A 17081-nucleotide genomic window follows, 5' to 3' on the forward strand; every position below is an offset into this window, starting at 1 on the left:
CCGAACATGAGTAGCGGACAAATCGTACAGATTATCGGTGCTGTTATCGACGTGGAATTCCCACGTGATAGCGTGCCAAAAGTATACGACGCCCTCACTATCGAGGGTAAAGAGTTGGTGTTGGAAGTTCAACAACAGCTAGGCGACGGTGTTGTTCGTACCATCGCCATGGGGTCAACTGACGGTATGAAACGTGGTCTACCAGTAACAAACACTGGCAACCCAGTTTCTGTACCTGTTGGTACACAAACTCTAGGACGTATTATGGACGTTCTGGGTAACCCAATTGATGAAAAAGGCCCGATTGGTGAAGAAGCGCGTTGGTCTATCCACCGTTCTGCTCCTTCTTACGATGAGCAAGCTTCTGGTAACGAACTACTGGAAACAGGTATCAAGGTAATCGACCTTGTATGTCCTTTCGCGAAAGGGGGTAAAGTTGGTCTGTTTGGTGGTGCCGGTGTCGGTAAAACCGTAAACATGATGGAACTTATCCGTAACATCGCGATCGAGCACAGTGGTTACTCTGTATTCGCCGGTGTTGGTGAGCGTACTCGTGAGGGTAACGACTTCTACCACGAGATGACTGACTCGAACGTAATCGATAAAGTATCTCTAGTATACGGTCAGATGAACGAGCCACCAGGTAACCGTTTACGTGTTGCTTTGACAGGTTTGACCATGGCGGAGAAATTCCGTGATGAAGGTCGTGACGTATTGTTCTTCGTAGATAACATCTACCGTTACACGCTTGCCGGTACGGAAGTATCTGCATTGCTAGGTCGTATGCCATCTGCGGTAGGTTACCAGCCAACACTTGCAGAAGAGATGGGTGTACTACAAGAGCGTATTACGTCAACTAAGACTGGTTCTATCACGTCGGTACAAGCGGTATACGTACCTGCCGATGACTTGACTGACCCGTCTCCAGCGACAACCTTCTCGCACTTGGACGCAACCGTTGTATTGTCTCGTGACATCGCTGCTTTGGGTATCTACCCTGCAATCGATCCTCTAGACAGTACCTCTCGTCAGCTTGACCCGCTTGTTATTGGTCAAGAACACTACGACGTTGCTCGTGGTGTACAAATGGTATTGCAACGTTACAAAGAGTTGAAAGACATCATCGCAATCTTGGGTATGGACGAGCTTTCTGAAGAAGATAAGCAAACCGTTAACCGTTCTCGTAAGATCCAGCGTTTCTTGTCTCAGCCATTCTTCGTAGCAGAAGTCTTCACTGGTGCACCAGGTAAGTATGTTTCTTTGAAAGAAACCATCCGTGGTTTCAAAGGCATTCTTGATGGTGAGTACGATGAGCTTCCAGAGCAAGCCTTCTACATGATTGGTAGCATCGACGAAGCGGTCGAGAAAGCTAAGAAACTTTAATCACAAGCGTAACGGGTAACGAGTGTTACCCGTTTAGCCTGACTAAGAGAGGCATCTTATGGCTAGAACGGTACATTGCGATATCGTAAGCGCCGAACAAGAGATTTTCTCAGGCTCTGTTGAGACTCTTGTGGCTCCAGGTAGTTACGGCGATCTTGGTATCATGCCAGGACACGCTGCGCTATTGACGACTTTGGAGCCAGGTCCAGTCCGTGTGGTTAAAGAAGGCGGTGAAGAAGAATTTATCTTCGTGTCGGGTGGCTTCTTAGAAGTACAACCGCACCGTGTCACTGTTTTGGCGAACACGGCTACACGTGCAAAAGATTTGGATGAAGAGGCGGCGGTAAAAGCTCAAGAGCATGCGAAAGAGCTGTTAGCGCACCAAAATCCTGATATCGACTATACTCGTGCGACAGTTGAGTTGGCGGAAGCCATGGCTCGTCTGCGTACACTTCAGCAGTTTCGTGATCATAAATAATCGAAACGGTTGGGGAAGTGTCAAAAAAAGCGGCCTGATGGCTGCTTTTTTTATGCCTGATTTTTTCTTAATGAATGGGAAAACCATTCGCAAGTCAGAGCATTTTCCAAAGCGTATCAAAAATGATCTGCTGCGCTTTGGCAATGTCTTGTGATTCCAGTACCACAGCGGACGGAAAGTTATTACTGGCCAATGAAATAATGGCACATTTAGGTGGATAAATAGCAATATAGCTGGCATCGACGGCGTCGTCGGTTTTAATCCATTTACGCTCTGACAATTCTGCATCCTCACCGCCGTCACCCAAAGCGATGACTTTTACATTGATGCCCAGCTTAATGCGTTGCTTAGTATAGTTCGGGAAGGGGCGGTATAAGTAAGGTCGAATGGGCTTCGATGAGAACACACAATATTCCTTGTGGTTCTGATCGGAAACCACGTTTAGAATGTCGCGCAATACCCATTCAATACCATCATCCCCTTCATAATAACGTACGTTGGTCTGATGATAGTCAGGTTGTTGTTGGTGTAAATTGGGTATAATGCTGTTCTTCAGGGACTCAATGGTTTTGTCCAAGCGCTGGCGTTTTTCCTCCGCTAAATCGAGCAAAATATCCGGGCTCTCGGCAGAGAAAAAACGGCGTTTGCCCTTGGGAAAATAGCTTACCACCCCTTTGCTTTGCAGCTGTTTTAGCGACTCATAGGCACTACCACGATTCACACCGCTGTGTTCAGCGATATCACGAATCGAGGAAGGGCCTAATTTCAGCAGGGTTTGATAGAGCAGGGTTTCTCTTGTTGTCAGTCCGAGTTGTTCGAAAGCATCTTGGCTCATGATGGATGGGGACACCTGAATAAATACACACAAGTGAATAGAATACACGGAATACGAGAGAGACGCAGGTCTATTGTACTTTCAATGGCTGTGAGTAATACCGCAATGCTGGGAGAAAAAAGTGACTGATGATCAAAGGTTTGGTGGCATTCGCCGCCTTTATGGCAATCTGGCTTATGAGGCGTTTCAGCGCTCACACATTTGCGTCATTGGTATTGGTGGCGTGGGCTCATGGGCGGCGGAAGCCTTAGCGCGTTCGGGGATTGGTCGTATTACCTTGATTGACATGGATGACGTATGTGTGACCAACACCAATCGTCAAATTCATGCCTTAGACGGCAATGTTGGTAAAGCCAAAGTCGAGGCCATGCAAGAACGCATCGCTTTGATTAATCCCGACTGTCAGGTGACTTGTGTCGAGGACTTTATTACCCCAGATAACCTAACTGAGCTGCTGTCAGAGCCGTTTGACTACATTATTGATGCGATTGACAGTCTTAAGCCAAAAGCCGCTCTGATCGCTTGGTGTAAACGTAATAAGCGAAAAATCATTACCGTTGGCGGTGCGGGCGGTCAAATCGACCCAACGCAAATTCAAATAACCGATCTTTCTCGAACCGAACAAGACCCGCTTGCCGCCAAGCTCAGAAACTATCTGCGCCGCCATTACAACTTTCCGCGCAATACCAAGCGCCGCTTTGAAATTGAATGCGTGTATTCCCTTGAACAGCTGAAATACCCACAACTAGACGGCACAGTTTGTGAGCAAAGACAAAAAGGGGATACAGAAACCAAAATGAATTGTGATACGGGGTTTGGTGCCAGTACTGTGGTCACCGCGACCTTTGGTTTTGTGGCGGTGAGTCGTGTATTACAAAAGTTGGTTAACAAGGCGAACTGAATTCGTTATTGCGGTGTTTACTTAAATTAAAGAAGTTGGCGCATTTGTCTTGAGTCTATTTTGTTTGATGTATGAGCGGATATATTATATTGAGCAAGAAAATATGATGTTGGATAAGGATAAGTTGAGTGAAGTGATTCAAGAATAATTATTCAGTAAGTCAATAATGGTATTTGATCTCATAATAACTGGTGTAATGCATGACAAAAAAACAGATTCTGCTTATCTACGACAAAGAATGTCCGGCTTGTCATTTTTATTGTCAAATCGTACGTATACATCAAAGCGTCGGAGAGCTAGTACTTGTTGATGCGAGAGAGAGCCCTGAGGTCTTGAAGGAAGTTACCGCCAAGGGTTTGGATATCGATCAAGGCATGGTATTGAAAATGAATGAGCAGCTTTATTATGGCGCGGATGCGATTCATCTTCTGGCCTTGCTTAGCGGCCGATCTGGTGTGTTTAACCGCTTGAATTATTGGCTGTTCAGTTCCAAAAAAGTCTCTATTTTTTTGTATCCAATATTACGATCTTGTCGTAATTTGTTATTAAAAATCTTAGGTAAAACCAAGATTAATAACCTAAAACGAGCTGATAATGATCGATTTTAGTTAGATATTATCTTATCCAAAATCGCTAACACCCCATTGGTTCTTGAACTGGTGAGATAGTTACTTAGATTAAGTTCTGCCAGTTCGTTTGCTAAATCCATCGCTTGAATCTCGGCTTTGTTTTTGCCATTCACTAGACTCAGTAACGCCACTAACACGCCACGCATGAGTTTGGCGTCGCTGTCGGCTCTAAAATGGCATAAGCCTTCTTGATTATCTTCTATTAGCCACACGGCACTTTCGCAGCCTTTAACCTTATGTTCCTCGGTTTTTTCTTCCGCTGGCAAGCGCGATAGAGACTTACTTAAGTTGACTAGGGCTTTAAAGGTCTCTTCTTTAGAGCGGCAAGCTTGTAATTCTTGCTTTATGTCTAGATTTTCTTTTTGCAAATAATCAGTCATCACCTAATATCTCTATGGCTTCTAATAGCACTTCGCAGAAACGCTCAGCTTCTTGCAGAGTATTATAACAAGCAAAAGACGCTCTGAGCGTCCCCGCGACACCCAGTTGAGCCATGAGTGGCTGGGCACAGTGGCTGCCCGCTCGCACCGCGATACCTTGGCTATCTAGATAAGCATTTAGATCAATAGTGTGAATATTGGGTACAGATAAGGACACCAAGGTGGTATCCTGTTCAGGAGAGTAAACTTCTATGTTGGCGGCCTTTTGCAAAGTTATCCATACATGATGAGCAAGTTGTTGCTCCCAAGCCAACATGGCCTCTCTATCTTGTTGAGCAATAAAGTCACAAGCTGCGGCCAAACCAATCGCGCCCTCCATATGAGGCGTCCCAGCCTCCAGTCGATAAGGTAAAACATTGAATTCAGTGGCCTGATAAGACACCTTAGACACCATTTCACCGCCCGTTTGGTATGGCATTAGAACTTCTAGAGCATGCTGTTTACCATACAAAACGCCTATGCCTGTAGGGCCGTACATTTTATGCCCAGAAAATACGTAGAAATCACAATCTAATGCCGCCACATCAACGGGATAATGAGCCACGGCTTGGGCACCATCGACTAGGGTAAAAGCGCCTTGTTGCTTGGCTTTTTGTATGAGTTGTTCTATGGGCGTATGAACACCAATGGCGTTGGAGACTTGTGTGGTGGCAAAAATCTTAGTGCGTTCGGTGAAATAATGCGCCAGTTCTTCTTGCCATTCAGCGTCTGAGGTTAAAGGCAAAATACGCAGTCGTGCCCCAGTTCGAAATGCCAGTTGTTGCCAAGGCACTAGATTGGCGTGATGTTCTAGGCTGGTAATGAGAATTTCGTCGCCAGCTTGGATTAAATGTTCCAGACCATAGGCCACGAGGTTAATGGATTCTGTGGTGCCTTTGGTCCAAATAATCTGACTTTGTTGTGGTGCCTGTATGAATTGCGCCACACATTGTCGCGCGTTCTCAAATTGGCTGGTCGCCTTGTCACTTAAATAATGTGCGCCACGATGAACATTGGCGTTGCTGGTTAAGTAAAAGTCTTGCATGGCTTGCAGCACACTCAATGGTTTTTGTGTGGTGGCGGCGTTATCCAAATAGATAAGGGGTTTGTCGTTTGCCTGTTGAGTCAAAATAGGAAAGTGTGAACGAAGTGAATGTGGGTCGAAAGCCATAACTGCCTAACATAGGAGATTCATTATAAATACCCGTAAAATTGTACCTTAAATCCTATAAAATTCAGGAAATAATAGACTTTTACTTGCGTTTTTTGCGATCAAAGACAATGATTGATAACAGATAGATAATGGCATCACTTAAAAGGTACAAACTCGTGGCAGATTTCTTATACAAAGGCGTTGTCGATTGGTTTCTCGAGCAAATGTCACAGGACGCACTACGCCCTGGTGATAAAATGCCTTCGCTGAGAAATTTGTCTAAACAATTGAGCTTGAGTCTGAATACTGTAATTCATGGTTATGAGCTGTTATGTGAAGATGGCTGGATAGAATCACGGCCAAAGTCTGGGTATTTTGTTTGTCATCGCAGTGAGAGCAAACCAGCGATATTACTGGCAGGTGAAACCTTGCACGTGGCGCAACAACATGCCAAAATCGCTTGGAGCAGTTTGGCTCATCATAGCGCTTTGGTAGACCAAAGTGATTTATTGCAACAGGGTTATGGTCGACAAGCTGATACCAGCTTACCTGTGTTAGGAAAAGGCCACCTGGCTGTCCGTGAAGTGGTGAGTGATTACCTTAAAGAAATGGGTATTAAAACTCGTGCTGCGCAACTTTGGTTAGGACGATCACCTTTGAGCATCTTGACCCAAAGTATCCAAAACCTTACGCAACAAGGCGATAGCGTGTTATTGATTACGCCATGCGATCCTAGGTTGGCTGGTACTTTGCAGAGTTTAGGGCGGCGTGTGGTAAGCATCACGGCGGGGGATCGTGGTGTGGATCTGGATCTGGCGATTCGTTGTTTACGAGATGAACCCATTAAGTTGATTATTTTACCCGGTCAGTTTGCTTTTCCTGCGGGGCAGTTAATCAGTAATTTAAGTTTGCGTCGTTGGTTAGCCATCATAGAAGAAACTCAGTTGCCCGTAATTGAATGGGATTTGTGTTCCCACTTGGCCCATCGCTCTGCGCCTTTAATGACTTATAAATCCTTGGATCAACATGATCATATCGTCTACATAGGCGGCGTAGAAAGTCATTTAGCGGAACAGTCTTTTGCTTGGTGTATCCCGGGAAGACATCAAGATCGTTTAGATGGTGCTTTTTTAGCGGCGGATATGGCGTTAAATGAAACGCAACAGGCGGCGTTGAGTGACTTATTACAAACCACTAGTAAGCGTTGTGTATTACGTCGAGGGCGCGAGGTATGGGCGAATGCTGAGCGTATTAAAGCCAAAATCGATCAATTGATGGCTGAGCAAGTGAGTGTGGTGAGTAATAAGGGCGGTTTGGCTTTGTGGATGCGCTTAAGCAAGCCGGTTAATGCTGAAAAAACACCGACTTTGATGGCCAATTTCCGTCATGCTATGGTCCCGGGGGCTTTGCTCAGTCCAGAAGTGGATGCCGATTATTGGTTGGCATTGAACGTTACCAGCGAAGATGCTGAGTCATTGGTCGATGGTTTGGCGGAGTATTTACCGGCAGATCAGCAAGCAAAAACCAGTGAGGTCGAAGGGGCCGAACAAGCTGCTGAAGAGTTGGATGCCAAGCAAGAAGCCGAACAAGCAGATGTAACAAAACCTGCTGCAGAAAAAAAAGAGTCCACCAACAGCACATCAGAACCCTTATACAATCCTATGTTGGACTTAATTAACCACGATTTTGGGTAACATAAAAAAAGGTGCTTAAAGCGCCTTTTTTATACTTTCAAGCATGCTGAGGTGATCTTGATAATCTATGGTGATGGGAAGCAGTTGATTGCCTTTAATAAGAGCCAAAGAAGGAAAAGAGTTAAGCTGTAAATGACGGGCTTGTTCAATCTCTTCTTCTAATAAGCCTTGTTGAGAAACGTGCGCCATGGCTTTTCTAAATCCTTCTGCTTTAAGGCCGATGTGTTCTGCACAGGCGACTAGGGTATCCAAATCTGAGGGGTTTTTAGCCTGCAGATAATAGGCTTGTTGAATGGCGTGGTACATCTCTTCTTCTAAACCAAAATCACGTGCCACATAGCAAGCACGACAAGCTGGGTAGGTGGAGCGTCTTGGTTGGTTCTGTTGCCAGAAGTCAAAGTTGAATTCTGTGCCGAGTTGCTGGTGAATGTTTTGCCAAACGGCTTGTAACTTGGTGCGCATGTCATCAGGCATGGGGGTATCTGAATCCACTGCTAAGCCACCTAGCATCGGCTGTATTGATAACTTCTGTTCGTCAATGAGTCCTTGAAGTGCTTTTTGTAGTTTGCTCCACGTGGGGCGAAAACCCCAACACCAGCTGCACATAGGGTCATAACAATAAATCAGTGTAGCGGCCATTTTGCTCTCCTCTATAGGCGAACTAGCGTGACGCCAATAAAAAATACGGCAAGACAAATTAGCAAATATGGATCAGAAGCGAAACAAAAAAACGGCCATCTGTATAAAACAGATGGCCGTTTTTCTATTACTCCAATGTCTTTTAAAACAGGATTAGCCTTTTAATACTTGAGCAATGGCTTCACACAGAGGCGCCATATTATCGTGGGTCATACCCGCTACGTTTATGCGTCCTGAGCCGACAATGTAAATACCAAATTCATTACGTAATTGTTTGACCTGGTCTGGTGTTAAGCCAGAGAAAGAGAACATGCCCTGCTGTTGAGATATAAAAGAGAAATCTTGTTCAACTCCCTTCGCTCTTAAGGTGTTGACAAATAAACTGCGCATTTCATGAATACGATTGCGCATGGCGTCCAATTCGTTTTCCCATAAAGCATAAAGCTCAGCATCATTCAAAATCTCAGCAACGACAGCAGAACCATGAGACGGTGGGTTGGAGTAATTAGAACGAATACAGCGTTTAATTTGTGTGAAACTCGCGTCTGCTTGCTCGCTGGTCTCACAGACAATGGTTAGGGCACCAACACGTTCATTGTATAAGCCAAAGTTCTTAGAGAAAGAACTGGCGATCAGCATTTCTGGCACATGGTCTAGGAAGGTTCTCAAACCTTGTGCATCGTCTGTTAAGCTTTGACCAAAACCTTGGTAAGCAAAGTCAAATAAGGCTAAGAAGCCTTGTTTGCTGCATAGCTTAGCCAATTGGTACCATTGTTCTGGTGTAGGGTCTATTCCGGTTGGGTTGTGACAGCAGCCGTGGAATAACACCACATCGCCTTCAGGTACTTGGGATAGACTGGCTAACATGGCTTCAAAATCTAACGTTTTGTTGTCAGCGTTGTAATACGAATAGCTGCCAACTTCTAAACCAACCGATTGAAAAACAGATTGATGATTAGCCCAAGTTGGGTTACTGACCCAGATGGTGGCTTCGGGTATATGCTTTTTAATAAATTCAGCCGCAACACGTAATGCTCCAGTGCCGCCAGGTGTATGGGCAGTGTGAGCAAGCTGTTTGTTGATAATAGGGTGACCCTCGCCAAAGAGTAGCTTTTGTACCGCGATACGGTAGGTTTCACTGCCTTCGATGCTGAGATAATTCTTTGATTTTTCCTGGAGCAACAAACGCTCTTCCGCTTGCTTTACAGCCTTTAGAATAGGCGTAAGGCCTTGTTCATCCTTGTACACTCCAACACCAAGATTAATCTTGTTTGGGTTGGAATCTTTTTTGAAAGCGTCGTTTAGACCCAAAATCGGGTCTGCTGGAGCAGCTTGGATATGTTCAAACATGTTAACTCCCCAAGAGGGTTATTTTTCTTTTTTATTATTGTGGATTAGAAGATAGTAAAAATCAGATACATGGTACTCTAAGACGTGAGTAACCGCTATAAAACAGGGAGAAAAGCGACAATAAAAACTGTAGCGAAATGTCACAAAACGACATTTCTTGGTATTTTTATCGTAAATAAAATCACACCAAGTCAATAACTTGCTTAGTATAGAGGGATCAACGACCTATTTGTACTTATGTAAATGCAAATGGTCAATTGATGGAAATTCTAACGCTGAGAGAGTTAGTCGTCCCAACCGTTTGAAATATTATGATGTAGACGTTTTTGTTCCAAATGTTGCTCAATAGCGCGTCTCGCCTTAAGCATGCGCGCAGCATCTTCCTTTTGGTTTTTCTGTTTTTTTTCATTGTCCAAACTGATGGACGCATGAAGAATATCGGTTTTTACTTCTGTTAGTGTTTCAGACAAATTGCTCATCCTCATCCCCCTTTTAGCCTTTCGATGACCACAGATGTGCAATCAGCACTGTCATCGAACGTTGAAAAAAGTCAAAATAGACAGACAACTTACAAATCTATAAAAAACGTAAATCGATCAAAAATCAATCTGTTTTTACGTGTTTTTTATGACAAACCAATGAAATTAACCTTGGCGGACATCAATGGACGTTTCTTTTATTCTTGATTCTCTTAATGATAAACAACGTGAAGCGGTCGCTGCACCACTACAGAACAGCTTGGTATTAGCTGGAGCAGGATCAGGAAAAACCCGCGTGTTAGTGCATCGCATTGCTTGGCTTATGCATGCTTACGAACTTTCTCCGTACAGCTTAATGGCGGTGACTTTTACCAATAAAGCGGCTCGAGAGATGCAAGGACGTATCGAAGAACTGGTTGGTGTTCCACCGCAAGGTATGTGGGTCGGCACCTTTCACGGCCTCGCGCATCGTTTATTGCGTGCCCATTGGCGTGATGCGGGTTTAAAAGAAAACTTCCAGATCATGGATTCTGACGATCAGCTGCGTTTGATCAAACGTATTATGCGTGAGCTGAGCATTGACGACACTCGTTGGCCGCCAAAGCAGGTTTCCTGGTTTATTAACGCACAAAAAGACGAAGGTCGACGCGCCGCTCACGTACCAGATAGTCACGATCCTTTTATGAAAGGCATGCGAGAACTCTATTACCATTATGAAGAAGCCTGTGAACGCGCTGGTTTATTGGATTTTGGTGAGTTGCTGCTGCGTGCTCATGAACTTATGTTGAGTACGCCAGCATTATTGCGTCATTACCAAGAGCGTTTTCGTCATGTGCTGGTGGACGAATTTCAAGACACCAACACCATTCAATACGCTTGGCTCAGAGTCATGGTGGGGGATCAAGGCACCATCACCGCTGTGGGGGATGATGATCAGTCCATTTATGGTTGGCGTGGCGCTAAAATTGAAAACATTCATAACTTTGGTAAACACTTTACGGATGTGCATACCATTCGTTTGGAGCAGAATTATCGTTCTACAGGGCATATTTTGAATGCCGCCAATGGTTTGATTCAGAATAACGATGACCGTCTAGGGAAAGAGTTGTGGACGGACAGCGGCGAAGGGGAACCGATTTCTGTCTATGCAGGCTTTAATGAGCAAGATGAAGCGCGTTTTATTCTGGGTATTATCAAAGAATGGCGTGATCAAGGTACCTCTTTGTTAGATATGGCAATCCTGTATCGCTCCAATGCGCAATCACGCGTCATAGAGGAATGCTTAGTTAGGGAACAGATTGCTTATCGCATATATGGTGGGCACAGATTCTATGATCGTTTGGAAATCAAAAATGCCTTAGCTTATGCTCGATTAGCGCTGGATCCGAACGATGACGGAGCTATGGAAAGGGTGGTCAATGTGCCACCACGAGGCATTGGTGAGCGTAGCATTGGCACCCTACGAGAGATAGCCCGTGATCAGGGTTGTTCTATGTGGCAAGCCGCACAAGAAGTGGTGCGACAATCTCTGATGCCAGCGCGGGCAACAAATGCCATTAAAACCTTTTTGCATCTGATCGAAGGTTTGAATACCACGGTTCAGCAAGCAGATTTGAATCTGAATGACATCTTTGAACAGATCATCGACGAAGCCGGATTGATCCCTTTCCATGAAAAAGAAAAGGGAGAAAAAGGCGAAGCTCGCATTGAAAACTTAAAAGAATTAATCGGTGCGGCGGGTGGCTTTAGCTGGAATGACGAAGACGAAGAATTCAGTTCGCCTCTGATGGCCTTTTTGGATCAAGCCGTGCTGGATGCAGGGGACCAGCAAGCAGATGAGTATCAAGATGCAGTGCAGTTGATGACCTTGCACTCGGCAAAAGGCTTGGAATTTCCATTGGTGTTCCTGACGGGCGTGGAAGAAAACGTTTTCCCGAGCAAAATGTCCTTTGAAGAGCCAGGGCGTTTAGAGGAAGAGCGTCGTCTGTGTTATGTGGGCATCACTCGCGCCATGGAGAAGCTGTACATCACTTATGCTGAATCTCGTCGCTTGTTTGGTAGTGAATCCTTTAACAGCCCATCGCGCTTTATCAAAGAAATTCCTCAAGAGTGTCTACAGGAAGTGCGTTTGCGCTCGCAGATCAGCCGTCCTGTGTCATTACAGCGTCCCGATTATCAAGCGGAAAAAGCCAAACTACAAAACAGCAGTGTATTAAATCGTTACCAAGCGCCAGAAGTAAACGTCAGCATGGGCGACAGGGTGAAGCATCCGGTATTTGGTGAGGGTCTAGTTGTGAATTACGAAGGACAAGGACCACAAGCCAGTGTTCAGGTCAATTTTGATGATGAAGGTACTAAGTGGTTGGTGCTGTCTTTTGCTAAGTTGGAAGTGTTGTAAATTTAGGGCTTGGACTTGCAGAGACATTGTTGATTGGAGCTTGTGTCTGCAAGTTATGTCCCAGCAAATCTTTTCTAATCCCTGTAAACTAATGGCATAACAAAGAAATAGAAGGGAGAGACGTGATGATTCGAGTCGGCTTAATTGGCTACGGTTTGTCTGGAAAAGTATTTCACGCGCCCTTTATTGCCCATGATGCAAACATGACTTTGACGTATGTGTGCACTTCTCAGCAGCAAGCGGTAAAATCAGCTTGGCCTGATGTCAAAGCGGTCTCTGAAGCGCGAGCCGTATTCTTGGCCGACGATGTGGATTTGGTGGTCATTACTACTCCTAATCAGTTTCACTTTTCACAAGCTAAAATGGCCTTAGAAAACGGCAAACATGTGCTGTTAGAAAAGCCATCTGTTACCCATATCAATGAAATAGAAGCCCTCTGTACCCTAGCAAAACAACAAGAGCGCATTTTTTGTGTCTACCAAAACCGTCGCTTTGATGGTGATGTATTACGTTTAAAAGCCCTCATTGATAGCGCTGAGCTGGGCAATCTGAAACATTTGGATTCACGCTTTGATCGTTTTCGCCCTTTCCCACAATCTCGTTGGCGTGAGCAACCTGGCGTTGGCACGGGTATTTTTTGGGATTTAGGCCCCCATTTATTGGATCAGGCGTTGTTTTTGTTTGGTCCACCAAAATGGTTGCATGCCAGTATCGACAGTCTGCGTGAAGGAAGTACCACTCATGACTGGTTTGAAGTGGAGCTAGGTTATCAAGACAAGCGGATTCGCTTGGCTTCCACACCGTTTGAAGCCGGTGCCATGCGTCGTTTTAATGCACGTTTCGATGGCGGCAGTTGGCAATGTGTTGGGCTCGACCCTCAAGAAGAAGCCTTACGAGCTGGGCAAATGCCTTGGCAGCCAGACTTTCCATCACAAGGCGCTGCACAGCAAAATACCCGTTATTTGGCCCACTCCCAAGATCAAATTGAGGTGACTGAAGAAGTCGCAACACAAGGTCAATATGCGAATTTCTACGCTCAGTTGGGTACGGCTATTCTAGGCAAGACACAAGCTCCTGTGTCCATGGAACAAGCTTGTCAGTTAGTCTATTTATTGTGTTTGGCAGAGCAGTCTGCCGAAACGGGTCAGCGAGTTCCTTGGCATTATTCTGCTGATTTTTGACCTTTATTGCAGGATTTTGTGGGAAATTCTGTCTTTTCATTCAAAAAAGGTTGAGCCACTTTCCGACAATTCTTATTATCTATCGCCCGTTTGATGCTTTATGCACCAAACGGGCGTTTTTCTGTCTGACCTCATAATAAAAAAGACCATAAATGGCTAAGATAAGTTGTTTATTGGCCATATCTCATTGTGCGGCGATGCTGATCGCGCTCACAAGTCCCAGACAGTTCTAATAAGTAACTGGCTTCCTAAGGGAAATAATACAATGCGTAATCTAATGCAATTGGGCAAATTGGCTTTGGCCGGTGTGTTTGCCTTGTCTTTGGTCGCTTGCGGCGACTCTGATAAAACGGAAGAAGCGGCACAAGCTTCTCAACAGGTAGAAACCATCCACTGGAAAATGGTCACCACTTGGCCAAAAAACTTTCCGGGCTTGGGAACGGGTGCGGAAGCGTTGGCGAAAAACATCAAACAAATGTCTAACGGTCGTCTAGACATTAAAGTCTATGCGGCAGGTGAACTCGTACCAGCCTTGGAAGTGTTTGATGCTGTGTCTCGTGGTACGGCTGAAATGGGTCATGCTGCGTCTTATTACTGGAAAGGTAAAGTACCTGCCGCGCAGTTTTTTACCACGGTGCCATTTGGCCTGACAGCGCAAGAATTTAATGCGTGGATTGCTTTCGGTGGAGGACAAGAATTGTGGGAAGAAGTGTATGCTCCTTTTAACTTGATTCCTATGCCTGCTGGGAACCCAGGGGTACAAATGGGTGGTTGGTTCAATAAAGAAATCAATTCTCTAGAAGACTTTCAAGGTCTAAAAATGCGTATGCCGGGTTTAGGTGGCGAAGTGCTTAAAAAAGTAGGTGCTACGCCAGTTAATCTCCCTGGAAGTGAAATTTTTACTGCGTTGCAAACCGGTACCATTGATGCAACTGAATGGGTTGGTCCATATAATGACCTTGCATTTGGTTTGTACAAAGCGGCGAAATACTACTATTACCCAGGTTGGCATGAACCAGGTTCAGCAGTGGAAGCCATTTTCAATAAAGATGCGTTTGAAGCCTTACCTGATGATTTGCAAGCCATTGTTCGTGCGGCGGTTAAGCAAGCGAATTTGGACATGTTGAATGAGTTTACGGCGCGTAATAATGCTGCCTTGCAAACCTTAGTAGATGAGCACAATGTGGTATTGAAAGCTTTCCCGGATGATTTGTTGTTGGCATTGAAAAAAGCGTCTTTTGCAACCTTGCAAGAAGTAGCAGCAAATGACTCAGAGAGTGAAAAGGTGTATCAGTCATTTAAAACTTTCTTAGATTCCGTGAGTAAATGGCATGATGTATCTGAACGTGCCTTTATTAATGCTCGTGCTGCGGAGTAACGGGTTGCTTTAAGCAAGTTCAATAGACAATAAAAAGCGCTTTTATATCAGTATAAAGGCGCTTTTTTTGTTTTATAACAAGGGAAAGTGAAAGAAATACCAAAAAGACCTTGAGCACAAGCCCAGCAATTCATACTATCTCAATCACTTAGTGCAAAAAATGTGTCTATTCATGAACGTTTTACGATGGTTCAAGGGTGTGATTAGGGTTGCACATATAGAATATTTTCAAAGCTAAGTCTTATAAAAATAAGTGAAAATAGCCTCTTGAGGGAAAAATAATGAGTACAATAAAAACCTGGAGCAAGCTGGCATTGCTCGGCTTAACAACCGCAACGTTAGTGGCTTGCGGTGGTTCGGACAAAGCTGAAGAAACTGCAAAAGCCGACACCAAAGCGGAAGTCATTAACTGGAAAATGGTCACCACTTGGCCAAAAAACTTCCCTGGTTTAGGTACCGGTGCGGAAAACTTAGCGAAAAGCATCAACGAGATGTCTAACGGCCGTATTAACATTAAAGTATACGCGGCAGGTGAATTAGTACCGCCGTTAGAAGTATTTGATGCGGTGTCGCGCGGGACGGCGCAAATGGGTCATGGTGCGGCGTATTACTGGAAGGGTAAAGCCCCAGCAGCACAGTTCTTCACGGCAGTACCATTTGGTTTCACTGCACAAGAAATCAATTCTTGGATTCACCAAGGTGGTGGTTTGCAATTATGGGAAGAAGTGTACGAGCCTTTTAATCTAATCCCAATGGCCGCTGGTAACACTGGTGTGCAAATGGGCGGTTGGTTCAATAAAGAAATCAATTCACTAGAAGACTTTCAAGGCTTAAAAATGCGTATTCCGGGCTTAGGCGGCGAAGTCTTGAAGAAAGTAGGCGGTATTCCGGTTAACTTGCCTGGTGGTGAAATCTTCACTTCCTTGCAAACGGGAGCGATTGATGCGACTGAGTTTGTTGGCCCATACAATGACTTGGCGTTTGGTCTTTACAAAGCGGCTAAGTACTACTACTACCCAGGCTGGCATGAGCCAGGTTCTACTATGGAAGCCATCTACAACAAAGAAGCCTTTGAAGCTTTGCCAAAAGATCTACAGTTGATTGTACGTGCGGCGACTCGTCAAGCCAATGCGGAAATGTTGGATGAATTTACTGCTCGGAACAACGAAGCTTTGCAGACCTTGATCAACGAGCATAATGTCGTTCTGAAACCCTTTCCTGAGGATGTATTGTCTGCGTTGAAAAAAGCCTCAACTGAGACGTTGGAAGAAGTGGCTGCAGGTGATCCGATGAGTCAGAAAGTTTATGATGCCTTCAAAGACTTTGGTAGTAAGGTAAGAGCATGGCACGAAGTGTCTGAGCGTGCTTACATTAATGCTCGTGAAATCGATTAGACAATAAAAGCTGAGTGTATAAAAAACGCCTTTTGCCTCAGGCAAAAGGCGTTTTTTTGTGATCTAGATTAACCAACGTTAGTCGTTCATGCTGCCCAGTTCTAGCAGTGTGGCATTACCACCAATGGCAGTGGTGTTATTTGATACTGTGCGCTCTGTCACAAAGCGTAATATGTAATGTGGCTTGGCAATAGTGGAGAGCTTTTCACTGTCTGTTTCCGTCACCAACTGACAAATGAGTCCTGACTTAGCAGCAAGCGTTTGGTTCAACTGCATCGCCTGAGTTGGCTCACATATTACTGCAACGCCAGCAAGCTCATCTGCTTCAATAAGGGAATTTTTAGCAGATTCCGCTACATTTTGTATGACGCCTTCAGGGACAAAAGGAGCAATAAAGTCCATGATTTGCTGACCTTCAGGGCCCACTGTGATCACGGTATTGCCAGCGATCAGTGCTGTGAAAATCTGGCCAACTAAACCCACTTTAGCTTTATCGGAGCTAATTTCTGAATAACACAAGAAAGCACCACGTCCTTGATTGGACAATTCATTACTTTCACCTGTTGGCCCTGGCATGACGCGTGTCTCAGCGATTTCTTTACGAGCGTTTTCAATTTGCCAAGCGGCCATTTGCTTTTGCTCACTTGGGAAAGCATGCAAGCTCTGCAATAGCTTTTCCGCACGACCGTGTACGCCTAGTGTATTCCATTGTTCTAACACAGCTTGCGCGACCTGAATTTGAATAGGTTTTACGATTGTCATGTCTGTCT

General features: G+C 44.9%; 17 protein-coding genes. 10 read left to right on the top strand and 7 right to left on the bottom strand.

Annotated features, from left to right (window positions below; all coding sequences use genetic code 11):
• Window positions 1-6: 6 nt before the first annotated feature.
• Window positions 7-1383 carry a F0F1 ATP synthase subunit beta gene (atpD, locus tag ACXAH2_RS11840; protein ID WP_475078727.1) on the top strand — a complete coding sequence of 459 codons (1377 nt, stop codon included), beginning with the start codon at window positions 7-9 and terminating at the stop codon, window positions 1381-1383.
• Window positions 1384-1441: 58 nt separating this feature from the next.
• The gene (locus ACXAH2_RS11845) at window positions 1442-1861 is read left to right on the top strand and encodes a F0F1 ATP synthase subunit epsilon (protein ID WP_475078729.1); all 420 of its coding nucleotides are present in this window, start codon (window positions 1442-1444) and stop codon (window positions 1859-1861) included.
• Window positions 1862-1955: 94 nt separating this feature from the next.
• Here ACXAH2_RS11845 and ACXAH2_RS11850 read toward each other — a convergent pair whose 3' ends face one another.
• Entirely contained in the window at window positions 1956-2696 is a 741-nt protein-coding gene (locus ACXAH2_RS11850) for a TrmB family transcriptional regulator (RefSeq protein ID WP_475078730.1), read from the bottom strand.
• A gap of 121 nt (window positions 2697-2817) precedes the next feature.
• Between ACXAH2_RS11850 and tcdA the strand changes: the two genes are divergently transcribed.
• Window positions 2818-3597 (top strand): tRNA cyclic N6-threonylcarbamoyladenosine(37) synthase TcdA, encoded by a 780-nt coding sequence (gene tcdA / locus ACXAH2_RS11855; protein WP_475078732.1) that lies wholly within the window; start codon window positions 2818-2820, stop codon window positions 3595-3597.
• Window positions 3598-3797: 200 nt separating this feature from the next.
• Window positions 3798-4205, top strand: coding sequence for a DCC1-like thiol-disulfide oxidoreductase family protein (locus ACXAH2_RS11860; protein ID WP_475078734.1), 408 nt, complete (start codon window positions 3798-3800; stop codon window positions 4203-4205).
• Here ACXAH2_RS11860 and ACXAH2_RS11865 read toward each other — a convergent pair.
• Together ACXAH2_RS11865 and ACXAH2_RS11870 are read right to left on the bottom strand one after the other, a co-directional pair.
• Entirely contained in the window at window positions 4202-4606 is a 405-nt protein-coding gene (locus ACXAH2_RS11865; RefSeq protein WP_475078735.1) for a SufE family protein, read from the bottom strand. The two genes, ACXAH2_RS11860 and ACXAH2_RS11865, sit on opposite strands and share 4 nt — an antisense overlap.
• Window positions 4599-5816, bottom strand: coding sequence for an aminotransferase class V-fold PLP-dependent enzyme (locus ACXAH2_RS11870; protein ID WP_475078737.1), 1218 nt, complete (start codon window positions 5814-5816; stop codon window positions 4599-4601). Before ACXAH2_RS11870 ends, ACXAH2_RS11865 begins: the two co-directional genes overlap by 8 nt.
• A 158-nt stretch (window positions 5817-5974) precedes the next feature.
• Between ACXAH2_RS11870 and ACXAH2_RS11875 the strand changes: the two genes are divergently transcribed.
• On the top strand, window positions 5975-7492 hold the full coding sequence (locus tag ACXAH2_RS11875; RefSeq protein ID WP_475078739.1) for a GntR family transcriptional regulator: 1518 nt from the start codon (window positions 5975-5977) through the stop codon (window positions 7490-7492).
• Window positions 7493-7507: 15 nt separating this feature from the next.
• Here ACXAH2_RS11875 and ACXAH2_RS11880 read toward each other — a convergent pair whose 3' ends face one another.
• Complete coding sequence (locus tag ACXAH2_RS11880) at window positions 7508-8131, bottom strand: DsbA family protein (protein ID WP_475078741.1); 624 nt, start codon at window positions 8129-8131, stop codon at window positions 7508-7510.
• 27 nt (window positions 8132-8158) lie between these two features.
• Here ACXAH2_RS11880 and ACXAH2_RS11885 point away from each other — a divergent pair, with 27 nt between their 5' ends.
• Window positions 8159-8296 carry a hypothetical protein gene (locus tag ACXAH2_RS11885; protein WP_475078743.1) on the top strand — a complete coding sequence of 46 codons (138 nt, stop codon included), beginning with the start codon at window positions 8159-8161 and terminating at the stop codon, window positions 8294-8296.
• Here ACXAH2_RS11885 and ACXAH2_RS11890 read toward each other — a convergent pair.
• Both ACXAH2_RS11890 and ACXAH2_RS11895 read right to left on the bottom strand, forming a co-directional pair.
• Window positions 8285-9481: an amino acid aminotransferase gene (locus ACXAH2_RS11890; RefSeq protein WP_475078744.1), complete on the bottom strand. Its 1197-nt coding sequence runs from the start codon at window positions 9479-9481 to the stop codon at window positions 8285-8287. The genes ACXAH2_RS11885 and ACXAH2_RS11890 overlap by 12 nt on opposite strands.
• Before the next feature lie 284 nt (window positions 9482-9765).
• Window positions 9766-9960 (bottom strand): PA3496 family putative envelope integrity protein, encoded by a 195-nt coding sequence (locus ACXAH2_RS11895; RefSeq protein WP_475078745.1) that lies wholly within the window; start codon window positions 9958-9960, stop codon window positions 9766-9768.
• A gap of 184 nt (window positions 9961-10144) precedes the next feature.
• Between ACXAH2_RS11895 and uvrD the strand changes: the two genes are divergently transcribed.
• From uvrD to ACXAH2_RS11915, 4 genes are all read left to right on the top strand, one after another.
• A complete protein-coding gene (uvrD, locus tag ACXAH2_RS11900; protein WP_475078746.1) occupies window positions 10145-12358 on the top strand; it encodes a DNA helicase II in 2214 nt (737 codons plus the stop codon).
• A 125-nt stretch (window positions 12359-12483) separates the two neighbouring features.
• Window positions 12484-13539, top strand: a complete 1056-nt coding sequence (locus ACXAH2_RS11905) for a Gfo/Idh/MocA family oxidoreductase (RefSeq protein WP_475078747.1) — start codon at window positions 12484-12486, stop codon at window positions 13537-13539.
• A 265-nt stretch (window positions 13540-13804) separates the two neighbouring features.
• Complete coding sequence (locus ACXAH2_RS11910) at window positions 13805-14917, top strand: TRAP transporter substrate-binding protein (RefSeq protein WP_475078748.1); 1113 nt, start codon at window positions 13805-13807, stop codon at window positions 14915-14917.
• A gap of 281 nt (window positions 14918-15198) precedes the next feature.
• Window positions 15199-16311 carry a TRAP transporter substrate-binding protein gene (locus ACXAH2_RS11915; RefSeq protein ID WP_475078750.1) on the top strand — a complete coding sequence of 371 codons (1113 nt, stop codon included), beginning with the start codon at window positions 15199-15201 and terminating at the stop codon, window positions 16309-16311.
• 78 nt (window positions 16312-16389) lie between these two features.
• Here the strand turns inward: ACXAH2_RS11915 and ACXAH2_RS11920 are convergent, their stop codons facing one another.
• Entirely contained in the window at window positions 16390-17073 is a 684-nt protein-coding gene (locus tag ACXAH2_RS11920; protein WP_475078752.1) for a 1-pyrroline-5-carboxylate dehydrogenase, read from the bottom strand.
• Window positions 17074-17081: the final 8 nt, after the last annotated feature.

This window comes from Marinomonas sp. ABL3_031, from assembly GCF_056161265.1.

What these genes read in the sequence shown, in the direction of transcription:
- atpD (WP_475078727.1), top strand. Translation starts at nt 7, where the DNA reads ATGAGTAGCGGACAAATCGTACAGATTATCGGTGCTGTTATCGACGTG.
- ACXAH2_RS11845 (WP_475078729.1), top strand. Translation starts at nt 1,442, where the DNA reads ATGGCTAGAACGGTACATTGCGATATCGTAAGCGCCGAACAAGAGATT.
- ACXAH2_RS11850 (WP_475078730.1), bottom strand. Translation starts at nt 2,696, where the DNA reads ATGAGCCAAGATGCTTTCGAACAACTCGGACTGACAACAAGAGAAACC.
- ACXAH2_RS11860 (WP_475078734.1), top strand. Translation starts at nt 3,798, where the DNA reads ATGACAAAAAAACAGATTCTGCTTATCTACGACAAAGAATGTCCGGCT.
- ACXAH2_RS11865 (WP_475078735.1), bottom strand. Translation starts at nt 4,606, where the DNA reads ATGACTGATTATTTGCAAAAAGAAAATCTAGACATAAAGCAAGAATTA.
- ACXAH2_RS11870 (WP_475078737.1), bottom strand. Translation starts at nt 5,816, where the DNA reads ATGGCTTTCGACCCACATTCACTTCGTTCACACTTTCCTATTTTGACT.
- ACXAH2_RS11880 (WP_475078741.1), bottom strand. Translation starts at nt 8,131, where the DNA reads ATGGCCGCTACACTGATTTATTGTTATGACCCTATGTGCAGCTGGTGT.
- ACXAH2_RS11890 (WP_475078744.1), bottom strand. Translation starts at nt 9,481, where the DNA reads ATGTTTGAACATATCCAAGCTGCTCCAGCAGACCCGATTTTGGGTCTA.
- ACXAH2_RS11895 (WP_475078745.1), bottom strand. Translation starts at nt 9,960, where the DNA reads ATGAGCAATTTGTCTGAAACACTAACAGAAGTAAAAACCGATATTCTT.
- uvrD (WP_475078746.1), top strand. Translation starts at nt 10,145, where the DNA reads ATGGACGTTTCTTTTATTCTTGATTCTCTTAATGATAAACAACGTGAA.
- ACXAH2_RS11905 (WP_475078747.1), top strand. Translation starts at nt 12,484, where the DNA reads ATGATTCGAGTCGGCTTAATTGGCTACGGTTTGTCTGGAAAAGTATTT.
- ACXAH2_RS11910 (WP_475078748.1), top strand. Translation starts at nt 13,805, where the DNA reads ATGCGTAATCTAATGCAATTGGGCAAATTGGCTTTGGCCGGTGTGTTT.
- ACXAH2_RS11915 (WP_475078750.1), top strand. Translation starts at nt 15,199, where the DNA reads ATGAGTACAATAAAAACCTGGAGCAAGCTGGCATTGCTCGGCTTAACA.
- ACXAH2_RS11920 (WP_475078752.1), bottom strand. Translation starts at nt 17,073, where the DNA reads ATGACAATCGTAAAACCTATTCAAATTCAGGTCGCGCAAGCTGTGTTA.